Here is a 19968-nt window from a genome sequence, read left to right as displayed (position 1 = left end):
CTGCCTAAATATATTAGAGGATGTTTTAAGTTGGGGAAGCTGCGCCCAGCATCCCCGTTACCGCCTCTGGCGTGGCAAGAAAACCAATCGCCCACGAGGAGCTTGAGAAATGGCCGAGATGGAAGACCGCTGGTTATCAGTAGACGAGATAGGCAAGTACCTCGGTGTCAGCAGTGACACCGTTTACCGCTGGATCGACAAACATGTGATGCCCGCCCATCGCATGGGCCGTCTTTGGAAGTTCAAGAAAGATGAAGTCGACGAGTGGGTGAAGGCTGGCGGCGCGGCTGATCGTAATAAGAAGGATTCGGAAGCATGATTACGGACTACCATGCAAGCTACTACGCGCATGAATTGAGCCGGGTCGGCGGCACCGGTGTCGACCGCCTTGGCCGTGCGTTGTTTGATGCATGCGTAGACCTGAATCCACACCAGATTGAAGCAGCTCTTTTCGCATTACGCTCACCCCTTTCAAAGGGGGTGCTGCTCGCCGACGAGGTCGGCCTTGGCAAGACCATCGAGGCAGGTCTTGTACTGTGTCAATACTGGGCAGAACGCAGACGGAACATTCTGGTCATCAGTCCTGCCTCGCTCCGGAAGCAGTGGGCGCTGGAGCTCTCCGAAAAGTTCAATCTGCCATCCATCGTTCTGGATGCAAAAACCTATAAAGACCAGCAAAAGCTTGGTGTTCCTAACCCGTTCAGGGACAAGCAAATCATCATTTGCTCCATGCACTTTGCCGCCAGCCGGGCGGAAGAACTCAAAGAGATTGCCTGGGATCTCGTGGTTATTGATGAAGCCCACAAGCTTCGTAATGCCTACCGGGAAAGCAACCGGCTGGGCCAGCGTATCCGTTGGGCAACAGAAGATCGCAAAAAGCTGCTTCTGACGGCGACGCCGCTGCAAAACTCCCTGCTCGAACTCTATGGCCTTTCGACCCTGATCGATGACCGGCTGTTTGGTGACTTGGCATCTTTCAGAACGCAGTACATCAACTATGGCGGTGATATTTCCGGCCTGCGGGAACGCCTGGGCGCATTCTGCTGGCGTTCGCTCCGTAGCCAGGTTATCGAATTCGTGCGCTACACCGAGCGCAAACTCATTACCCGACCGTTCAAGCCCACGGAGCAAGAGCACAAACTGTATGAGGCGGTTTCCAGCTATCTCATGCGTGACGAAACCTATGCGCTCCCATCAGGGCAGAAACACCTGCTCATACTTCTTGTCCGAAAAGTTCTGGCATCCTCGCCCCACGCCGTTGCCGGAACGCTTGAGATCATGCGTGACCGTCTGCTGAAATTGAGGGACGAAGCCAGGCAGAACGCAAGCGCCTTGGATCTCCTGATTTCTGGTGAGGACATTGATGACGATCTGCTCGATGAAATCCTCGAGGACGAAGAAGATGGTCTCATCGATGACGAATCCCCGACACCTGAGATAGAACCGGAACCGCAGGCTAAAAAGATTGATCTGGAAAAGCTGGGTGCTGAAATTGAAGAGCTGACCGACTATATCCGCTGGGCCAGAAGCCTTGGCATCGACACGAAAACCAGGGCGCTTCTGACAGCCCTGGACATCGGTTTCAGCGCCATGGAGGAAATGGGCGCAGCCAAAAAGGTAGTCATCTTTACTGAATCCCGTCGAACCCAGAACTGGCTGAAAGATTTCCTCGAAGGGAATGGCTATGCCGGTCAGGTGCTGACCTTCAATGGCACCAACAAGGATGATGCTTCCGGCCAGATTTATCAGGAATGGCTTGCCGTTAACAAAGTATCAGGTCGGGCAACCGGCTCTCGTCAGGTGGACCTCAGAGCGGCAATCATTGATCGTTTCCGTGACCAGGCAAGTGTCTTGATCGCGACAGAGGCCGGTGCCGAAGGCCTTAACCTTCAGTTCTGTTCGGCCATCGTCAACTTTGATCTGCCCTGGAACCCTCAGCGAATCGAACAACGAATCGGTCGATGCCACCGTTACGGCCAGAAACACGACGTGGTCGTTATCAACTTTCTCAACGAGCGCAACGAGGCCGACCGGCGCGTCCATGAGCTGCTGGAACAGAAATTCAATCTGTTTACGGGTGTATTCGGTGCCAGTGATGATGTTCTGGGCTCCATCGAAGCCGGGGTGGATTTTGAACGCCGCATCCTGGAAATCTACCAAGGGTGTCGGAGCGAAGAAGAAATTCAGTCCGCGTTCGAGAAGTTGCAGGCGGAGCTGGACGAACAGATCCAGACCAAGATGCGCGACACGCGGAAAATGCTGCTGGAGCATTTCGACGAGGACGTACACGACCGCCTGAAAGTGAATCTGGCCGGAACTCAGGAGCGTCTAGATCGTATTGGCCGTTTGTTCTGGGCCGTCACCCGGCACACATTGCAAAATCATGCTGAGTTTGACGACCAGAGCTTCTCCTTCACCCTTCAAAACAGCCCGGTCGCGCATGTTTCACACGGTCGTTATCACCTGATTTCCAAAACTCAGGAAAACGTGCCTGGCGAATACCTGTATCGCCTGAGCCACCCCCTTGGGGAACACGTCATCCATGAGGCTTCAAAGCGTCCATGTCCGCCCGCTGAAGTTGTTTTTGATATTTCCGGGCACTCTACCCGCATCGCGGTGGTGGAGCGCCTCAAGGATAGATCCGGCTGGCTGAGCCTCCAGCATATGCACATCGAGTCATTTGATTCCGAGGAGTATCTGCTTTTCTCGGGAATGGACAATGCGGGCAACAACATCGACCAGGAAACCTGTGAAAAGCTGTTCAACTGCAGCGGTCAGGCCCGTGCCATTGCCGAGATTCCAGATTCCGCCAAAGAACGCCTCATGCGGGACCAGGAGCGCCATGCCAAGGCGACCCTGGCTAAAAACCTGGAGGAGAACAACCGCCACTTCTCCGAAGCCCGTGACCAGCTCGACAAATGGGCCGAGGACATGGAAATGGCGGCTCAAAAAGAATTGGATGATACCAAACGTCAGATCCGCGACCTGCAACGGCGCAGCCGCCAGGCTCCCACCATCGAGGAGCAGCACAGCCTGCAGGAAGAAATCGCCAAGCTCGAGCGTAAAAAACGCGCCTTACGCGAGCGGATTTTCGACATAGAGGACGAGATTGCTGAAAAGCGTGACCGCCTCGTGGAATCGCTCGAAAAACGTATGCAACAGAAAACAACTGTCACGCCGGTGTTCACCATAAAATGGACGGTTATATGAACCAGGAAGATTTAACCGCAAAAGACGCGAAAAGCGCTAAAGAAGGACTTCTTTTCAAAAATGAATCTTACGCCATTCAGGGAGCGATCTTTGATGTATATCGTGAGATGGGTTGCGGGTTTCTTGAGGCAGTCTATCAGGAGTGCCTTGAAAAGGAATTTCGCTCACGGCAGTTGCCGTTCGAACCACAGAAGGAGCTTATGCTTTTTTACAAGGGCGATCAGCTTGCCCAAACCTACAAGCCTGACTTCATCTGCTACGGCAAAATCATTGTGGAACTGAAGGCGGTCAAGGAAATCGTGCCAGAACATAAAGCCCAGCTTTTGAATTACCTGAAAGCAACCGGCCTAGGACTCGGTTTGCTTGTGAACTTCGGCTCCCATCCAAAGGCCGAGATTATCCGGTTAGCCAATACAAACTTTCGCGATTTTAGCGCTTTTCGCGGTTACAAAGGAGAATAACATGCCGTCAGTAGATCAACTTCGCAGCCGCCTTTTGAAGAAGCTTTCCGAGCTGTTTCAGCTCGACCAGCCGGACCTCGATTTCGGCTTTTACCGCATCATGCACGCCAAGGCGCAGGAAGTTCATGACTTCATCGGCACCGACCTGCTGAAAATCGTGGCGGATGCCTTCGGTGATGCCGACGAGGCCCGCAAGGCCGAGCTGCAGGCCGCCTATGAGAAGGCCATTCAGACCGCCAAGGATTTCGGCGCACCCAATCCGGAAGAGACCGAGCCGGTCAAAAAGGCCAAAGCCGCGCTGGATGCAGTCAAGGATACGGCCAGCGCCGAGGCCGATGTGTATGACCACCTGTATCGCTTCTTTGAGCGCTACTACGACGACGGCGACTTTATCTCCCGCCGCTATTACACCCGGGAAACATCCGGCAAGGCCGCGCCTTTTGCCGTGCCGTACAACGGCGAGGAAGTGAAACTGCACTGGGCCAACGCCGACCAGTATTACATCAAGAGCGCCGAGTATTTTTCCAACTTCACCTTCGATTTGCGGCAGGCGCAAGAGATCCGCGCTCTGCGGCAGCAGAATCAGATCGGTATCCTGCTCGGTGCCGAGGATGAATCTCCGCTCAAGGTCCATTTTCGCGTCGTCGAGGCCACCGAGGGTGAGCACGGCAACGTCAAGGCCTCCGAGGCCAACAAGCGTTTCTTCATTCTGCATGCCGAAAATCCCGTCGCCCTGCTTGAGACCGGCGAGCTGGTCGTCAATTTTGAATACCGGCCCGACCCGGAAAAAACCGGCCAGGAAAACACCTGGCGGGACAAGCGCAACACCGAGGCGGTGGAGACCATTCTGGAGCGTCTCCAGGCCATGGCTGCCGCCGGTGGCGAACACGAAAAACAGATCGCGGAATATCTGCGTCTATTCAAGGTGCCCGCTCCGACCGACAGCGACAAGAAGCGCCCCGTGCTGGCCAAGTACGTGAACCAGTACACGGCCCGCAACACCATGGACTATTTCATCCATAAGGACCTGGGCGGCTTCCTGCGCCGGGAACTGGATTTCTACATCAAGAACGAGGTTATGCGCCTCGATGACATCGAAAACGCCGAAGCCCCGGCGGTCGAAAGCTATCTGGCCAAGATCAAGGTGCTGCGCAAGATCGCGGGCAAGCTGATCGACTTTCTGGCCCAGCTTGAGGATTTTCAGAAAAAGCTCTGGCTCAAGAAGAAGTTCATTATTGAAACCAACTACTGCATCACCCTCGACCGGGTTCCCGAGGAACTCTTCGCGGAAGTGGCCGCCTGTGATGCGCAGTGTGAAGAATGGACCAAGCTGTTCGCCATCGACGAAATCCAGGCCGATCTGCACAGCCCGGGGTTCTCGCGGCCTTTGTCGGTCGAGTTCCTCAAGGCCAACAACAAGCTGGTGCTGGATACCCGCTTTTTCGATGACAGCTTCAAGGCCCGGCTGGTGGCGTCGATTGAGAACTTCGATGAGCAGTGCGATGGTCTGCTGATTCATTCGGAGAACTTTCAGGCGTTGAACCTGTTACAGGAGCGATATCGTGAGCAGGTGAAATGTGTGTATATTGATCCACCATATAATACTGGCGCAGATGGTTTTTCCTACAAGGATAGCTATCAGCATTCAAGCTGGATTAGCTTTATCTTTGATAGATCAATACTGTCTAAGTTGCTACTTATGGACTCTGGATTGAACTTTGTATCCATAAGCGATGATGAGCAAGCGGCATTAAAATTCTTGCTTGATGCTGTTTACACTGACAATTATATCGGTACAGTTGAATGGAACTCCACAAAGTCAGTCACCAATACTGCCTTAATCTCAGTTGGCCATACCCATAATTATATTCACGCGAAAAACCTGTCATATTTCACGAGAAATCGTGTTCATTTCCGTTTGCCAGACTCTGAAGATGGTTTTTCTAATCCAGATAATGATCCACGAGGACCTTGGAAGGCCGACCCATTTCAAGTTGGGGGAGAGAGGCCGAATCAGTTATATGAAATTGAGAATCCAAAGACAGGAGTTAAATATCGACCTAATCCTGGATGTAGCTGGAAAAATGACTATGAAACATTTAATCGTCTGTTAGCAGATAATCGCATTGTTTTTGGAACGACTGGAGAAGCTGGACCTCAACGGAAAAGGTTTTGGAGCGAGGCCGAAGAGCGTGGAAAAGTTGCAAAAACATGGTGGGAAGACGTTGAAACTACTACCAATGGGACACAACTAGTTAAGAGTATGTTTGGTACTTCGATGTTTACAAATCCAAAGCCGATTGGATTGCTTACACGCTTCTTGCAGCTGGGACTTTACGAAAACGATCAAATATCGCTCGACTACTTCGGCGGTTCTGGTACCACCGGCCACGCGGTGATCAATCTCAACCGTGAAGACGGCGGCAAGCGCAAATACATTCTTGTCGAAATGGGTGACTACTTTGATACCGTCCTCAAGCCCCGCATCGCCAAGGTGATTTATTCTGAAGGCTGGAAAGACGGCAAACCCACTGCCCGCACTACAGGCGTTTCACACTGCTTCAAATACATCCGCTTGGAATCCTACGAGGACACGCTCAACAACTTGCGCCTCGACCACAACCCCCAGCGCAAAAAGGCGGTAGCTGCCAATCCGGCGCTCAAGGAAGATTACATGCTCCGCTACCTGCTGGATGTGGAGACACGGGGCAGCCAGTCGTTGCTCAACATCGACGCCTTTGCCGATCCGACCGCTTACACCCTGGAGGTCAAAAAGCCGGGGACGGACGAGTACGCCACCCGTGCGGTCGACCTGATCGAGACCTTCAACTATCTGATCGGCCTGCGCGTGCTGCATTCGTCCGTGCCGCAAACCTTCCAGGCGACCTTTAAGCGCATCACTGACCCGGAGCTGCCCGAAGACCAGCACACCAAGCTGGTGGTGGATGGCCGCATCCGCCAGGACGAAGGCGGCCCGTGGTGGTTCCGCAAAGTCGAAGGCTGGGTGCCCAAGGACCCGGCCAATCCCAACAATGGCCAGCAGGAAAAGGTTTTGGTTGTCTGGCGCAAGCTCACCGACGACATCGAGCAGGACAACCTGATGCTGGATGAATGGTTCCAATCGATGCGCATCAACACCCGCGATTTCGAGTTCGACACCATCTACGTCAACGGCAGCAACAATCTGCCCAATCTGAAGCTGGATGACGAGAACTGGAAGGTCCGCCTCATCGAAGAAGAGTTCATGAAGCGCATGTGGAATGGCGAAAACGCGTAAGGAGGCGGTGTGATGGCAAAGAAACGTTCACGCGGCCCCAAACCGCATAAGTTCCGCAACAAACTGCTCCTCAATCAGTGGCTGGTGAGCCTGTTCGGCATCGATCCGCTCGCCGAACACAAAGTAAATGGCAAAGTGGTTCGCCCCTTTCACAAGCTGGCTGAACCCATCCGCGATCCGCGACTGGAAGGGTTGGACAAGGATAATCTGCATTTCTTCTACCACCATCTCGGCGATAGCCCGCTCTTCAGCTATGCCGATGGGGCGGCTGATTTCCCGGGCTTTCGCATCAGTCGGGACATGCTCTTGACCTATGAGCAGAACATTGTCCGACATACCCAGGCGATCAACGAAAAACGCCACCGGCCAGTGGTGTGGAAATATTACCAGTGGCTGACCCTGGTCTTTGTTGAAATCTACCTGGACCGATTTTTTGGCAATCGTGAAGGGATGCTTGCCGATCTCAATGCATTCGTTGAGCGTTTCAACCGCCACTGGGACGATTACGCCGATGTGCCGCCTTACAACGAGGATGACCTGAACAAGCTCTGCATGCAGAACGCCACCGGCAGCGGCAAGACGCTGCTGATGCACGTCAACCTGCTGCAATACCGGCACTACGCCGCAAAGCATGGGAAGGATAAAGAACTCTCCCGGGTTATCCTGCTGACGCCCAACGAGCGTCTCTCGGAGCAACACATCACCGAGTTTCGGGAGAGCGATATTTCTGCAGGCAGCTACCTGCAATCACGTGGCGGCCTGTTCGGCCTGGCCCAGGGCCTTGAGCGCGTGGATGTTCTGGAAATCACCAAACTGGCTGATCAGGAGGGACCGAACACCATCGCCACGCGAAGCCTTGGAGATCAGAACCTGCTTCTGGTTGACGAGGGGCATCGCGGCATGAGCGGCAAAGAGGAAGGCGTCTGGTTCACCCGGCGGTCCGATCTCTGCGCTAAGGGGTTCACCTTCGAGTATTCGGCCACCTTCGAGCAGGCTGTTCAGGCATCAGGCAATGCCGATTTTGAGAACAGCTACGCCAAGACGGTCGTTTTTGATTACTCCTACCGGTGGTTCTATGAGGACGGTTTCGGCAAGGATTATCAGATCCTGAACCTGCCAGGGTCATTCGAAGAGACGCAGTCGATCTATATGACAGCCTGTCTGCTGAAGTTCTATCAGCAACTCCGGATCTACGAGGAAAAGGCGAAAGATTTCGAGCCGTTCAATCTGGAAAAGCCGCTGTGGGTCTTTGTCGGCAGCACGGTTTCATCGGGCAAGATGAGCAAGGATGAACAGATCGTGGCCACGGACGTGGCGCTCATCATCCAGTTTATCGCCGACTTCCTCGACAACAGCCAAGTGGCTACGCGGCGCATGCACGAGATCCTCACCGGCAAAGGCCAGGATACCGGCCTGCTGGACAAGGATGGGAACGACATCTTTGCCGGGGCCTTTACCTATCTGGCCCGGGCCATGAATGGCGGCGAAACTGTTGAAGCCCTCTACCGGGATATTCTCGCCAGGCTGTTCAACCATGCCGCAGGCGGGCATTTGTCACTGGATCGCATCAAAGGCGAATCCGGCGAAGTGGCCTTGCGTGTGGGCACGAGCGAGACGGCCTTCGGTCTGATCAACGTCGGTGATGCCAAGAGCCTGTGCGACCACGTGGCCGAAGTGGCAGCACAGAATGGCACACGACTGACCGTGGAAGACAGTGACTTTACCGAGGCGATGTTCGCCTCCGTGAAGGATTCCACGTCACCGGTCAATCTGCTTATCGGCTCGAAGAAATTCGTTGAAGGCTGGGACTGCTGGCGCGTCAGCACCATGGGCCTGATGCATGTCGGGCGCTCGGAAGGCTCGCAGATTATTCAGCTCTTTGGGCGTGGTGTCCGCTTGAAGGGTTACGAGTGGAGCCTCAAGCGCAGCGGCCATTCCCATGCTCCGCTCCGGCCGACCTTCATCGAGGAATTGGAAACCCTCAACGTGTTCGGCATCGAAGCCGACTTCATGGAGAAGTTCCGCGAGTTCCTCAAAGAGGAAGGCCTACCCGGCAACGAGCGCCGCAAGACCATTACCATACCGCTGAATGTCACCTATGACTTCGGCAAGAAGCTTAAAATCCTTCGCCCTAAGCGGAAGGCCTCTGACGGCAAGGAATACGACTTCAAGAAAGATGCAGCGGTGCCCACTGTCGGGGATATCCCGGACTACATGACGCACAACACGGTAGTCGCCGACTGGTACCCGCGCATTCAGGCCATGCAGTCACGCGGTACATCCCTGGCGACACAGAAGGACAAGGTGTCATTGCGTGAACAGCATTTGGCTCTGCTGGACTATGATACGCTCTTTTTCGAGCTGGAGCGGTTCAAGCGCGAACGGAGCTGGTACAACTTCAACATCACCAAGGATGGCATTCAACGTCTGCTGGGGGACCCGAACTGGTACACCCTCTACCTGCCCGAAACCCGCCTGAACCCGGCAACCTTTGATGGCGTGCTCTTGCTGCAGCAGGTGGCGTCAGAGCTTCTGAAGCGGTACTGCGATCACTACTACAACTATCGCAAACGGGAATACATTGAACCGCGTCTGGAGCTTCGCGACCTTACGCCGGATGATGACAACATCCCGCAGGAGGAATTCTATCAGCTCATCGTGGATGGCGATGAAGAACAGGTCATCCAGGGGATTCAGCAGATCAAGAAGGATCTGGAGCAGAAGAAGGATGATCTGCTGAAGATTGGTGATCTGAACGCCTGCAATTTCGGCAAGCACCTGTTCCAGCCGCTCTTTCACGTCCGGCGCGGTGGGAAAATCACCATCCTGCCTGTCGCCCTCAACGAGAGCGAATATCAGTTTGTCACCGATCTGAAGAGCTGGTGCGACGGCCACAAAGCCGCTCTGGAAAAGGAAGGAATGGAACTCTTCCTGCTCAGGAACATGAGCCGGGGTAAAGGCGTGGGATTCTTCGAGGCGGGCAACTTCCACCCTGATTTCATTCTTTGGATGCTGATTGGCGGGAAACAGTACGTCACCTTCATCGAGCCGCACGGTCTTTTGCACGAAGGCCCCGCCAGCGAGAAGGTTCTGTTCCACAAGCGGATCAAGGATGTCGAGCAACGTTTGAAGGACCCAACCGTGATCCTCAACAGCTTCATCCTTTCCTGGACGCGATACCCGCAACTGAAATGGGATAACACACAGGACGAGCTCGAGGATATGCACGTGCTGTTCATGACCAATGATCGTGACAGGTATATCGACAAGCTGTTTGCCCGGCTGAGGGGGATGGTGAAATGAGCAAAAACACATGGGGAACTCACGTTTATCGCATCGGGAACGAGGAAAACCTCGATGTCCAGAACCCGGATGACAGCAAAAGCATCGAGCTCCAGAAAAAGCACATTGAGCCCTGGCTGGCGGCTGTTTTTCAGAGCGAGCATCTTGCTCTCTTGCTTGGCAGCGGTTTCACAAAGGCAGTTTCATATCAGGCTGGAACTAGCGCAGCCGACATGGCTTGTGACTATGGTGGCTTCCCACTGGACGACAAGCTAAAGGATGCCGCCCAGCAGGCCGCTGTGGCTATGGGACGCGGCGAGGCAAATATTGAGGATCAGATCCGGGCCGCCAACTCGTTGGCCCAAGGTTTGAAAATTCTGGGCGATGACCGTCATACCGAGGTCATCTCCGCCCTTGATGCTTTGTTCAAAAAGTTTCTGAACGGTATCTCCAAAACCGAGCGGGATCTGAAATCAGCGGTCGAAAAATGCGCGGCACCAGAACCAGCAGATGCAGAACCTGCAGCCGGGGAAGAAGCTTCGGAGAAGCTCGATCCGCTTGTCATGCTCGTCTCTTTCCTGCTCAGCTTCTCTAGCCGGACAGCAACAAGGGAGCGCCTCCATATCTTTACGACCAATTACGACCGGTTGATCGAATATGGTGCAGATCTGGCGGGTCTTCACTTGCTTGATCGCTTCGTCGGATGCCTTGAACCGATTTTCAGGTCTTCTCGCTTGGACATCGATATGCACTACAACCCACCTGGCATACGTGGTGAGCCACGTTACCTGGAGGGCGTAGTTCGTCTTACCAAGCTGCACGGGTCATTGGACTGGGTTTACCGAAATAGCTTTGTAAGAAAGGTTGGTCTGCCATTCGGCCCGCAGGATGACCATCCAGCGATCAACGACCAGCCAAGCGATTCCGTGATGATCTACCCGAACTCGGCCAAGGACCGGGAGACATCCGAATACCCATACGTCGAGTTGTTCCGCGATTATGCGGCTGCGGTCTGCCGCCCGAACTCGGTGCTTGTCACCTATGGGTATGGCTTTGGTGACGAGCACATCAACCGCACCATCGCCGACATGCTGACGATTCCATCGACGCATTTGGTCATTATTTCCTTCGGTGATGAAGGGGGGCGGATTAGCTCCTTCTGCAAGCACGTCGGCAGAAAAGCGCAGATATCGTTATTGATCGGACCGCACTTTGGGAACATGCCGACCTTGGTCGAAAACTACCTTCCGAAGCCAGCGATAGACCGCATCACCATCCGGCAGACCGAATTGCTTCGAAACCGGGGTTGGGAACCTTCCTCCCATAAAGACGAGGAGGACGAGGCATGACCTCACCGATCTCCAAGATTTCATCCCTGACAATCGGGACGGTGGAGAGCGTTGCCCCAGATGAAATCAAGGTGTTGCTGGATATCGATTCTCCCAGAAATACCGCCCTCAACACCGGCGTCCCGACACCCTTTCCGAGAATAAACAGTTTCGTTCTGCTGCCCAACGAATCCGGGGCGGTCGTCGGGATCGTCGTGTGGCTGGGCGTGGAAAGATCGGCCTATCCCAAACGACAAGGGCTCAAGGATTTCGGCCTGATCGACCTGCCATTCCCGCTGCGAAAAATGGCGGTGTGTCCGATTGGAACCCTGCTTTCGGAAAAGAATAAATGGCGGCTCGAGAGAGGTGTCCAGAGTTTCCCCTCAGTTGGTGATCCAGTAATTCTGCCAACAAGGGAGCAAACCATTGCCATAGTTACCGGCCAAGGAAAGGATAGCCGAGTTCCTCTGGGAACCTGTCCTATCGCACATGATGCTCCAATCGCGGTTGACCCTGACAAGCTGTTTGGCCGCCATCTTGCCGTTTTGGGTAACACCGGTAGCGGTAAGTCTTGCACCTTGGCAGCCTTGGTGCGGTCTGCCGTTGAATCGGCTCAGAAATCTTTAAAGAAACCCGAGATTCCTGAGGGAGCCGAGGAAGCTCAAAACGGACAAGCCAATCCAAACGCTCGGTTCATAATCCTTGATCCTAATGGTGAGTATTCGAAATGTTTTCAGGATTTGGGAGCGGGCTGTAGGGTATTTCAGGTTCCACCGCTTACCAACTCCGATGCCGCAGAATTCACTCTACCTGCCTGGATGTGGAATAGCTCGGAGTGGGCAGCAGTTGCCCAGGCGGCACCACGCGCTCAAAGGCCGTTGTTGCAAGAAGCATTGCGAAATCTAAGATCGAATAAGCAAATAACGCTCACCATAGAAAACCGGTTATTTGCAAGATGCAAATCGCTGGATTCTTTTCTTCTTCAATACGCCGGAACCGGCGCTATTGGTTTTCAGAGCAGCAATAATTGCGGCCAGCAGCTTACTCGTTTTTGGGAAGATGTTTCAACCTATGCCCAGGAACTTTCGGGAGATATTAAAACTCGTACTGAAAGAGCTGCCGCCGCAATCAAGCAAATCATCGACAACAGAATGTGGACAGGTCGGGATGGAAGGACCGGTTTCAATGACTTTGGTGATACCGATTTATCTTCGGTCGGCCAATGGCTTCAGAATATATTCCAGGGATTTCCTCAAGGCGAAAATGCTGGATCGGTAAACGAAGACAGCCCATTGCCTTTTGATCCTCAGATTTTGGCTGAACATCTTGAATCCTTGGCAATGCAAGAAGGTGGCTCGGCGTCCCAATTCATCTCTACTCTGACGATGCGGATCAAAGGGATCATGTCAGATCCGAGAATGAATGGCGTCATTAACCCCGATTCCTCTGTATCTTTGAAAGATTGGCTTGATCTTCATGTCGGCTCCGACGGTGGTGGAAACGGTCCTGTTGCCGTAATAGACCTGTCCCTTGTTCCTTATGAAATTCTCCATCTTGTGATCGCCGTTTCATCACGGCTGATACTGGAATCACTGCAGCGTTACCGGAAACTCAATAACCAGAACCTACCCACCGTACTTGTTCTGGAAGAGGCACACACGTTCGTAGCGAAGCGGCTCCCTCGCGGAGATGAAATCCCAAGCCCTGCTGATATGTGTCGAGGGATTTTTGAACGAGTCGCGAGAGAGGGGCGCAAGTTCGGATTGGGGCTTGTACTGTCGTCACAGAGGCCTTCCGAGCTATCCGAAACCGTGCTGTCTCAATGTAATTCCTTCCTTCTTCACCGGATTACGAATGATCGGGATCAAGAGCTGATCTCCCGTTTGGTTCCTGATAATGCACGCGGACTGCTTCGGGAACTGCCCAGCCTGCCCACACGCCATTGCATTCTCCTGGGCATTGCCTCAAAGGTACCCGCGCTCGTTGAGGTGAAACATCTTGAGGACGGTCAAAGACCGGAATCTGACGACCCGGATTTCTGGAAGGTCTGGACCAACGAAGAACCTCGCCCAATCGATTGGGATAAAATCACCAGCGATTGGGCAGGATCGGAAGCGGAAGCTGATGACGATTCTCCGCAGGAAGGCGGGGATTCCCAATGAATCAGAAATTGCCGCCGCTCAAATTGCTCCACACATCCGATTGGCATATCGGCCGCACCCTTTACGGCAGAAAGCGCTACGAGGAGTTCGAGGCCTTTATGAGCTGGCTGGCGGAGACGATTCAGCAAAATGAGATTGATGCCCTGCTGGTGGCAGGTGATGTCTTTGACACCAGCGCTCCGAGCAATCGTGCCCAGGAGCTCTATTACCGCTTTTTATGCCGGGTGGCCGCCTCATCCTGTCGGCATGTTGTTGTCGTCGCGGGCAACCACGATTCGCCGTCCTTTCTCAATGCTCCCAAGGAGCTGCTCAAGGCCCTTGATGTCCACGTGGTCGGTAGTAGCACCTCATCCCCGGAAGACGAAGTGCTGGTGCTATGTAATGAGCAGGACGCTCCGGAATTGATTGTCTGCGCCGTGCCCTACCTTCGCGACAGGGATATCCGCGTGGCGGAAGCGGGTGAGAGCGTCGAGGACAAGGAGCGGAAACTGATCGAAGGCATTCGCACCCATTACGCCGCCGTCGCCGCCTTGGCCGAGCAGAAGCGCGAGGAACTCGGGGTCGATATTCCCATCGTTGGCACGGGACATCTGTTCACCGCAGGTGGACAAACCGTCGATGGTGATGGCGTGCGCGAACTCTATGTCGGCTCCTTGGCTCACGTGACTGCCGGGATTTTTCCTGCCTGCTTCAACTATCTGGCGCTGGGGCACCTCCACGTCCCGCAAAAGGTGAACGGCTCCGAAACCATTCGGTACAGCGGCTCTCCTCTGCCCATGGGGTTCGGAGAGGCAAAACAGCAGAAGAGCGTTTGCCAGGTTGAGTTCCACAGCACGGCTGCATCCGTACAGCTGATCGATGTGCCAATTTTTCAGAAACTTGAGCGCGTCAAGGGAGACTGGGAAGGCATCTCAAACCGCATCATTGAATTGTCGGCGACGGACTCCCAAGGCTGGCTCGAAGTCATTTACGACGGCACTGAAGTCATTGGCGACCTGCGTGAGCGCCTGGAGGCAGCGATTTCCGGCACTCAAATGGAAATTCTCCGGATAAAGAACAACCGCATCATCGAGCGCGTGCTGGGACAAATCCATGAAGAGGAAACACTCGACGATTTGAACGTGAACGACGTGTTCGAACGATGCCTCGCTGTCCATGACGTGCCCGAAGAGCAGCGGCCTGAGCTGCTTCGGGCCTATCAGGAAACGGTCTCGTCTCTCTATGAAGACGATGTGCAGGCGGAATAGCGGGGCTGTCGATGAGAATACTGCAGGTACGCTTCAAGAATCTGAACTCACTGGTCGGCGAATGGCAAATCGATCTGATGCATCCGGCCTTCGCGTCTGACGGCATCTTCGCCATCACCGGTCCCACCGGCGCGGGGAAGACCACCATCCTCGATGCCATTTGCCTCGCTCTTTACGGGCGGACGCCTCGCCTGAACAAGGTCACCAAGAGTGGAAACGAAATCATGTCCCGCCAGACCGGCGAGTGCTTTGCCGAGGTGACCTTCGAAACCCAGACCGGGCGTTACCGCTGTCACTGGAGCCAACACCGGGCACGCAAGAAGCCGGATGGTGAACTCCAGGCCCCGAAGCACGAAATTGCCAATGCCGATTCCGGTGAAATTTTCGAATCCAAGATCAGAGGTGTAGCCGACCAGATCGAGTCCGCTACCGGCATGGACTTTGACCGTTTTACCCGCTCCATGTTGCTGGCCCAGGGCGGCTTTGCCGCGTTCCTCCAAGCGGCACCGGATGATCGGGCTCCTATCCTGGAGCAGATAACGGGTACAGAGATCTACAGTCAGATATCCATCCGTGTCCATGAACGCCAGCGCGAAGAGAGGGAAAAACTGAACCTGCTCCAGGCTGAAACGGCAGGCATCGTGATTCTTGAGCCGGAGCAGGAACAAGAGATTGGGCAGGCACTCGATGCAAAGCAGAAGGATGAGACAGACCTTGCCGCCAGGACGGCTGATACCGGGAAGGCCATAGCCTGGCTCACCACCATCGATGGGCTGAAGAAGGAAATCGTCAACCTGGCCGATGAAGCGAGCAAGCTGCAGGGCGATATCGAGGCGTTCAAACCGGATCGTGAAAAGCTGGGCCGGGCTTTGAGTGCCGCCTCGCTGGACGGCGCATACGCAACGCTCACCGCCACCCGCAAACAGCAGGCGGATGACAGTGCAGGCTTGAAAGCCGAGGAAGAGGCGCTTCCTGGACTGGAATCCTCCGCCAAGGAACAGGCCGAGGCACTGAAATCAGCTGAGCAACAAACTGCTCAGGCCAAAGAAGAGCTGAAAGCGGCCACGCCTACATTGCAGAAGGTCCGCTCCCTTGATCAGAAACATGCCGATCAGAAAAAAGCTGTATCGGAAGAGGATGAGGGCTGCAAGAAGGCTACGGCAAAAATTGATGCAGACAAAAAGACACGGCTCGAAGAGCAGGACAAACGATCCAAGGCTCATGAGACGCTGGATCTTGTGGACGGCTATCTCAAGGAGCATGCACAGGATGAATGGCTGATAAGTGGTCTGGCTGGCGTTGAAGAACAGATCGGCGGCCTGCTCTCCAAACAAAAAGAAATCGTTCAAAAAGAGGCTGCTCAAGAAGCGGCCAATACGACTCTGGAACTGGCGACAAAGTCACTCGACGACTGTCAAAAGCAATCCGGCATTCGGAAGCAGGAACTGGAGGACGCCTTAAAACAGCTTCAGCAGGGCAAAGATGCATTGAGCCAGTTGCTGGGAGACCGCTTGTTGCGGGAATACCGCACCGAGAAGGAAACCCTGCTGCGTGAAATGGCCTTCCTGACCAAAATTGCGGAACTTGAAGATCACCGGGCAAAACTGGAAGACGGCAAGCCCTGTCCGCTCTGCGGCGCGACCGAACACCCCTTCGCGGAAGGGAATGTCCCTGTCCCCGATGAAACCGAACGGAAGATCGATTCCCTGGCCAGCCTGATCAGCAAAGCCGAGGATCAGGAAGCCGCCATCAAGAAACTCGAAGACGCTGAACGACTGGCCCGCACAAACCTTACGGATGGTGAAAAGCTGGAGTCAGCAGCGGCTAATGACAAGAAGGCTGCCGAGAAAGCCCTCGCCGAGGTGAAGGACGGCCTGGTGAAACTCCGTGCCGATTTTGCCGAACACAGGCAGGCTGTTGCTACCAAGCTCCAGCCGCTTGGTATTGCGGACATCTCCGAAACGGACATTTCATCACTGATCGAAACCCTCACGGCGCGGCTGAAGGCGTGGCAGGCCCAGGTCAAGAAAAAGGCGGACATCGAGAAACAGATTGCCGACATCGACAGCGAGGTGAAGCGGCTGGATGCGGTTATCGAAACTCAAAGCACCGCCCTGAATGAAAAGCTGGAACGCCTGGAGACCTTGAAAAAGGATCTCGCCATCGGAAGTGATGAGCGCAATGCACTGTACGGCGACAAGAATCCCGACGATGAGGAGCGCCGTTTAAACAAGGCGATTTCGGATGCCGAAGGTGCCGAAAAGCAGGTCAGAGACCGGCACAATGAGCTCCAACAAAAATGGAATACCGCGAAGGCCCATGTCGAATCTCTGAAGAAACGCATCGACCTACGAGAACCGGAACTGAGAAGGCTTGAAACAGAATTCTCCGCAGCGCTCGCGCCTGTTGGCTTTTCAAATGAAGAACAGTTCCTGGCGGCCATACTGCCCTCTGAAGCTCGGGCGGAGCTGACAGCCACGGCCAAGGATCTTGATGAGCGTCAAACAGATCTGAAAGCCAGACAGAAGGATCGGGAAACGCGCTTGGCTAAGGAAGTGGCCAGCAAGATCACCGACAAATCATTGGAAGAGCTCGAGCCCCAATTCAAAAAGCAAGAGGAGGCCCTGAAAGAGCTACGGGACATCATTGCCGGTCTCAAGCACAAGTTGAGTGAAAATGCGGCCGCTAAAGAGCGGATAAAGGAAAAGCAGGCAGCTATCGAGGCCCAGAAAAAAGAGTGCCGCAGGTGGGAAAACCTGCACGAATTGATCGGCTCCGCAGACGGAAAGAAGTACCGCAATTTTGCCCAGGGGCTGACCTTCGAAATGATGATTGGTCACGCCAACCGGCAATTGCAGAAAATGACCGACCGTTACTTGCTGGCCCGAGACGATGCTCAGCCCCTTGAGCTCAACGTGGTCGACAACTATCAGGCTGGAGAGATTCGGTCCACGAAGAATCTTTCCGGCGGCGAGAGCTTCATCGTCAGCCTGTCCCTGGCGCTTGGGTTGTCCCATATGGCCAGCAAGAATGTCCGGGTGGATTCGCTGTTTCTGGATGAAGGCTTCGGCACCCTGGACGAGGAAGCCCTCGACACCGCCCTGGAAACCCTCGCGGGCCTGCAGCAGGACGGCAAGCTGATCGGCGTCATTTCGCACGTGCCCGCCTTGAAGGAGCGGATCAGCACGCAGATCCAGGTATCGCCTCAAACCGGTGGCAGAAGCCAGATATCCGGGCCTGGATGCGGCAGCGTCGTCCCAGTTTAGCGGAGCTGGAATTTCGAGAAGATGGTTAATAACAAGGAGACAAGATGAGCAAAAAAATCAGTGGTGCCGAATATCCTCTCTCGAAAATATTCAGCTCCGACTTTGATTATGTCATACCGTCGTATCAGAGGCCGTATGCGTGGACAGTGGACCAGGCGTCCGAGCTGTTTGACGACCTATATGATTTTTACGTCCGCGAGAAGGAAGACACTTATTTCCTCGGCAGCATTGTTCTGATCAAAGAAGAAGGAAAGCCATACTCTGAGGTCATTGATGGTCAGCAGAGATTAACGACGCTGACGATTCTCCTCTCATCGATAACGTCAAATCTTTCGGGCGATCTGAGGAGTGACTTCGAGAACTACATAAGGGAGCCAGGACGTGCCTCCCAGGGACTGAAGCCTAAACCGAGGCTTTCTCTCCGAGAAAGAGACCGTGAGTTTTTTACGAAACACGTTCAGTCTCTTGATTTTGATACCCTGCTCGGCCTTGATCCTGCTGGTCTCGACAACGAATCTCAGAAGAATATTCAGTCGAACAGTCGCCTGTTGCTGGACAGACTTAAAAATACCTTCGGCAGTGACGCCGACAAGCTATGTGCTTTTGGCGCGTTTCTGGTTCAACGGTGCTTTTTGGTGGCGGTGTCAACGCCAAGCCAGCAATCCGCCTTCAGGGTGTTCTCAGTGCTGAACAACCGAGGCCTAGATTTGCTCCCTTCCGATATTGTTAAGGCTGATGTTATTGGGCGAATTGCCCCGGCGCGTCAGGATGAGTTCACTGAAAAATGGGAGGAACTCGAAGTTCAAACCGGCAGGAATGGTTTCAATGACCTGTTTGGACACATCCGGATGATTTATGCTCGGGAAAAGGCCAAGCGTGCGCTACTTGAGGAGTTCAAGGAGCATGTGCTGAGCGTGGTAGCCACCCCGGAAGACCTGATTGAAAAAGTCCTGGAGCCCTACGCCGATTCATACCTCATCGCAAAATCACAGCAATATGTGTCCACGAAAAATGCTGAGGACGTGAATCGTCTTCTGAAATGGCTGAATCGCATCGATAACTCCGATTGGCTGCCGCCAGCGATCCTCTTCCTTTCACAGAAGAAAGATCACCCGGAATACGTTCTGTGGTTCTTTACAAAGTTGGAGCGCCTGGCGGCCTATCTGCATATTTGCGCAAAAAACGTGAATCAACGCATCGAACGTTATGCAGAGGTTATTGCTTCCCTGCAAGCGCCGCATTCAAAGGATGCACCTGCCGTCAGCGTCGAACTGACCAAGGCTGAAATCGATGAGATGAAAGAAGCCCTTGATGGCAAGATCTATGAGTTGACGGCTCGCCGCCGAAATTACCTTATCCTGCGCTTGGATTCATTCCTGTCAGATGGGGCCGCAACCTATGATCCAACCCTACTGACTATCGAGCACGTTCTTCCGCAAACCGTCAGCGACGGGAGCGAATGGGAGAGGTTATGGCCCGATCCAGACGGACGGAAGAGCTGGGTTCATCGCATAGCGAATCTTGTGCCCCTTACACAGAAGCGGAACTCGAAAGCACAAAACTTCGATTTCGACACCAAGAAGACAGCGTACTTTGGCGGGAAGCGAGGAGTGTCGTCATACGTTCTGACGACGCAGGTTCTTAAAACCGCTGAATGGACACCATCTGTTGTCGATCAACGGCAAAAGGACCTGCTTGAAGTTCTGATTGATCGCTGGGAACTCGCTTGAGGGGC

General features: G+C 54.1%; 10 protein-coding genes. All 10 read left to right on the top strand.

The window, feature by feature from the left end:
* Positions 1-109 precede the first annotated feature (109 nt).
* The 10 genes from ACYQ00_RS14080 to ACYQ00_RS14035 are packed head-to-tail and all read left to right on the top strand — an operon-like array spanning position 110 to position 19963.
* Positions 110-319 carry a helix-turn-helix domain-containing protein gene (locus ACYQ00_RS14080; RefSeq protein WP_460032774.1) on the top strand — a complete coding sequence of 70 codons (210 nt, stop codon included), beginning with the start codon at positions 110-112 and terminating at the stop codon, positions 317-319.
* Complete coding sequence (locus tag ACYQ00_RS14075) at positions 316-3210, top strand: SNF2-related protein (protein WP_460032773.1); 2895 nt, start codon at positions 316-318, stop codon at positions 3208-3210. Before ACYQ00_RS14080 ends, ACYQ00_RS14075 begins: the two co-directional genes overlap by 4 nt.
* Positions 3207-3671: a GxxExxY protein gene (locus tag ACYQ00_RS14070; RefSeq protein ID WP_460032772.1), complete on the top strand. Its 465-nt coding sequence runs from the start codon at positions 3207-3209 to the stop codon at positions 3669-3671. The genes ACYQ00_RS14075 and ACYQ00_RS14070 overlap by 4 nt, the downstream gene beginning before the upstream one ends.
* A 1-nt stretch (position 3672) precedes the next feature.
* Positions 3673-6948: a site-specific DNA-methyltransferase gene (locus ACYQ00_RS14065; RefSeq protein WP_460032771.1), complete on the top strand. Its 3276-nt coding sequence runs from the start codon at positions 3673-3675 to the stop codon at positions 6946-6948.
* Between the two features lie 12 nt (positions 6949-6960).
* Positions 6961-10251, top strand: a complete 3291-nt coding sequence (locus ACYQ00_RS14060; RefSeq protein ID WP_460032770.1) for a DEAD/DEAH box helicase family protein — start codon at positions 6961-6963, stop codon at positions 10249-10251.
* Positions 10248-11579, top strand: a complete 1332-nt coding sequence (locus ACYQ00_RS14055; protein ID WP_277676601.1) for an SIR2 family protein — start codon at positions 10248-10250, stop codon at positions 11577-11579. The genes ACYQ00_RS14060 and ACYQ00_RS14055 overlap by 4 nt, the downstream gene beginning before the upstream one ends.
* A complete protein-coding gene (locus ACYQ00_RS14050) occupies positions 11576-13720 on the top strand; it encodes an ATP-binding protein (RefSeq protein ID WP_460032769.1) in 2145 nt (714 codons plus the stop codon). The genes ACYQ00_RS14055 and ACYQ00_RS14050 overlap by 4 nt, the downstream gene beginning before the upstream one ends.
* Positions 13717-14967, top strand: coding sequence for an exonuclease SbcCD subunit D C-terminal domain-containing protein (locus ACYQ00_RS14045; RefSeq protein ID WP_460032768.1), 1251 nt, complete (start codon positions 13717-13719; stop codon positions 14965-14967). The genes ACYQ00_RS14050 and ACYQ00_RS14045 overlap by 4 nt, the downstream gene beginning before the upstream one ends.
* Before the next feature lie 11 nt (positions 14968-14978).
* Positions 14979-18233 (top strand): AAA family ATPase, encoded by a 3255-nt coding sequence (locus ACYQ00_RS14040; protein WP_192905173.1) that lies wholly within the window; start codon positions 14979-14981, stop codon positions 18231-18233.
* Between the two features lie 44 nt (positions 18234-18277).
* Entirely contained in the window at positions 18278-19963 is a 1686-nt protein-coding gene (locus ACYQ00_RS14035) for a DUF262 domain-containing protein (protein WP_192905172.1), read from the top strand.
* The last annotated feature ends 5 nt before the right edge of the window (positions 19964-19968 follow it).

Source organism: Megalodesulfovibrio paquesii (assembly GCF_054653055.1).
The sequence above is the reverse complement of the archived record's forward strand: the minus strand, read 5'-3'. Positions and strand labels throughout refer to the sequence as shown.

Bases quoted from the DNA above. Each gene is read 5' to 3' on its own strand.
- ACYQ00_RS14080 (WP_460032774.1), top strand. From the start codon at position 110: ATGGCCGAGATGGAAGACCGCTGGTTATCAGTAGACGAGATAGGCAAG.
- ACYQ00_RS14075 (WP_460032773.1), top strand. From the start codon at position 316: ATGATTACGGACTACCATGCAAGCTACTACGCGCATGAATTGAGCCGG.
- ACYQ00_RS14070 (WP_460032772.1), top strand. From the start codon at position 3,207: ATGAACCAGGAAGATTTAACCGCAAAAGACGCGAAAAGCGCTAAAGAA.
- ACYQ00_RS14065 (WP_460032771.1), top strand. From the start codon at position 3,673: ATGCCGTCAGTAGATCAACTTCGCAGCCGCCTTTTGAAGAAGCTTTCC.
- ACYQ00_RS14060 (WP_460032770.1), top strand. From the start codon at position 6,961: ATGGCAAAGAAACGTTCACGCGGCCCCAAACCGCATAAGTTCCGCAAC.
- ACYQ00_RS14055 (WP_277676601.1), top strand. From the start codon at position 10,248: ATGAGCAAAAACACATGGGGAACTCACGTTTATCGCATCGGGAACGAG.
- ACYQ00_RS14050 (WP_460032769.1), top strand. From the start codon at position 11,576: ATGACCTCACCGATCTCCAAGATTTCATCCCTGACAATCGGGACGGTG.
- ACYQ00_RS14045 (WP_460032768.1), top strand. From the start codon at position 13,717: ATGAATCAGAAATTGCCGCCGCTCAAATTGCTCCACACATCCGATTGG.
- ACYQ00_RS14040 (WP_192905173.1), top strand. From the start codon at position 14,979: ATGAGAATACTGCAGGTACGCTTCAAGAATCTGAACTCACTGGTCGGC.
- ACYQ00_RS14035 (WP_192905172.1), top strand. From the start codon at position 18,278: ATGAGCAAAAAAATCAGTGGTGCCGAATATCCTCTCTCGAAAATATTC.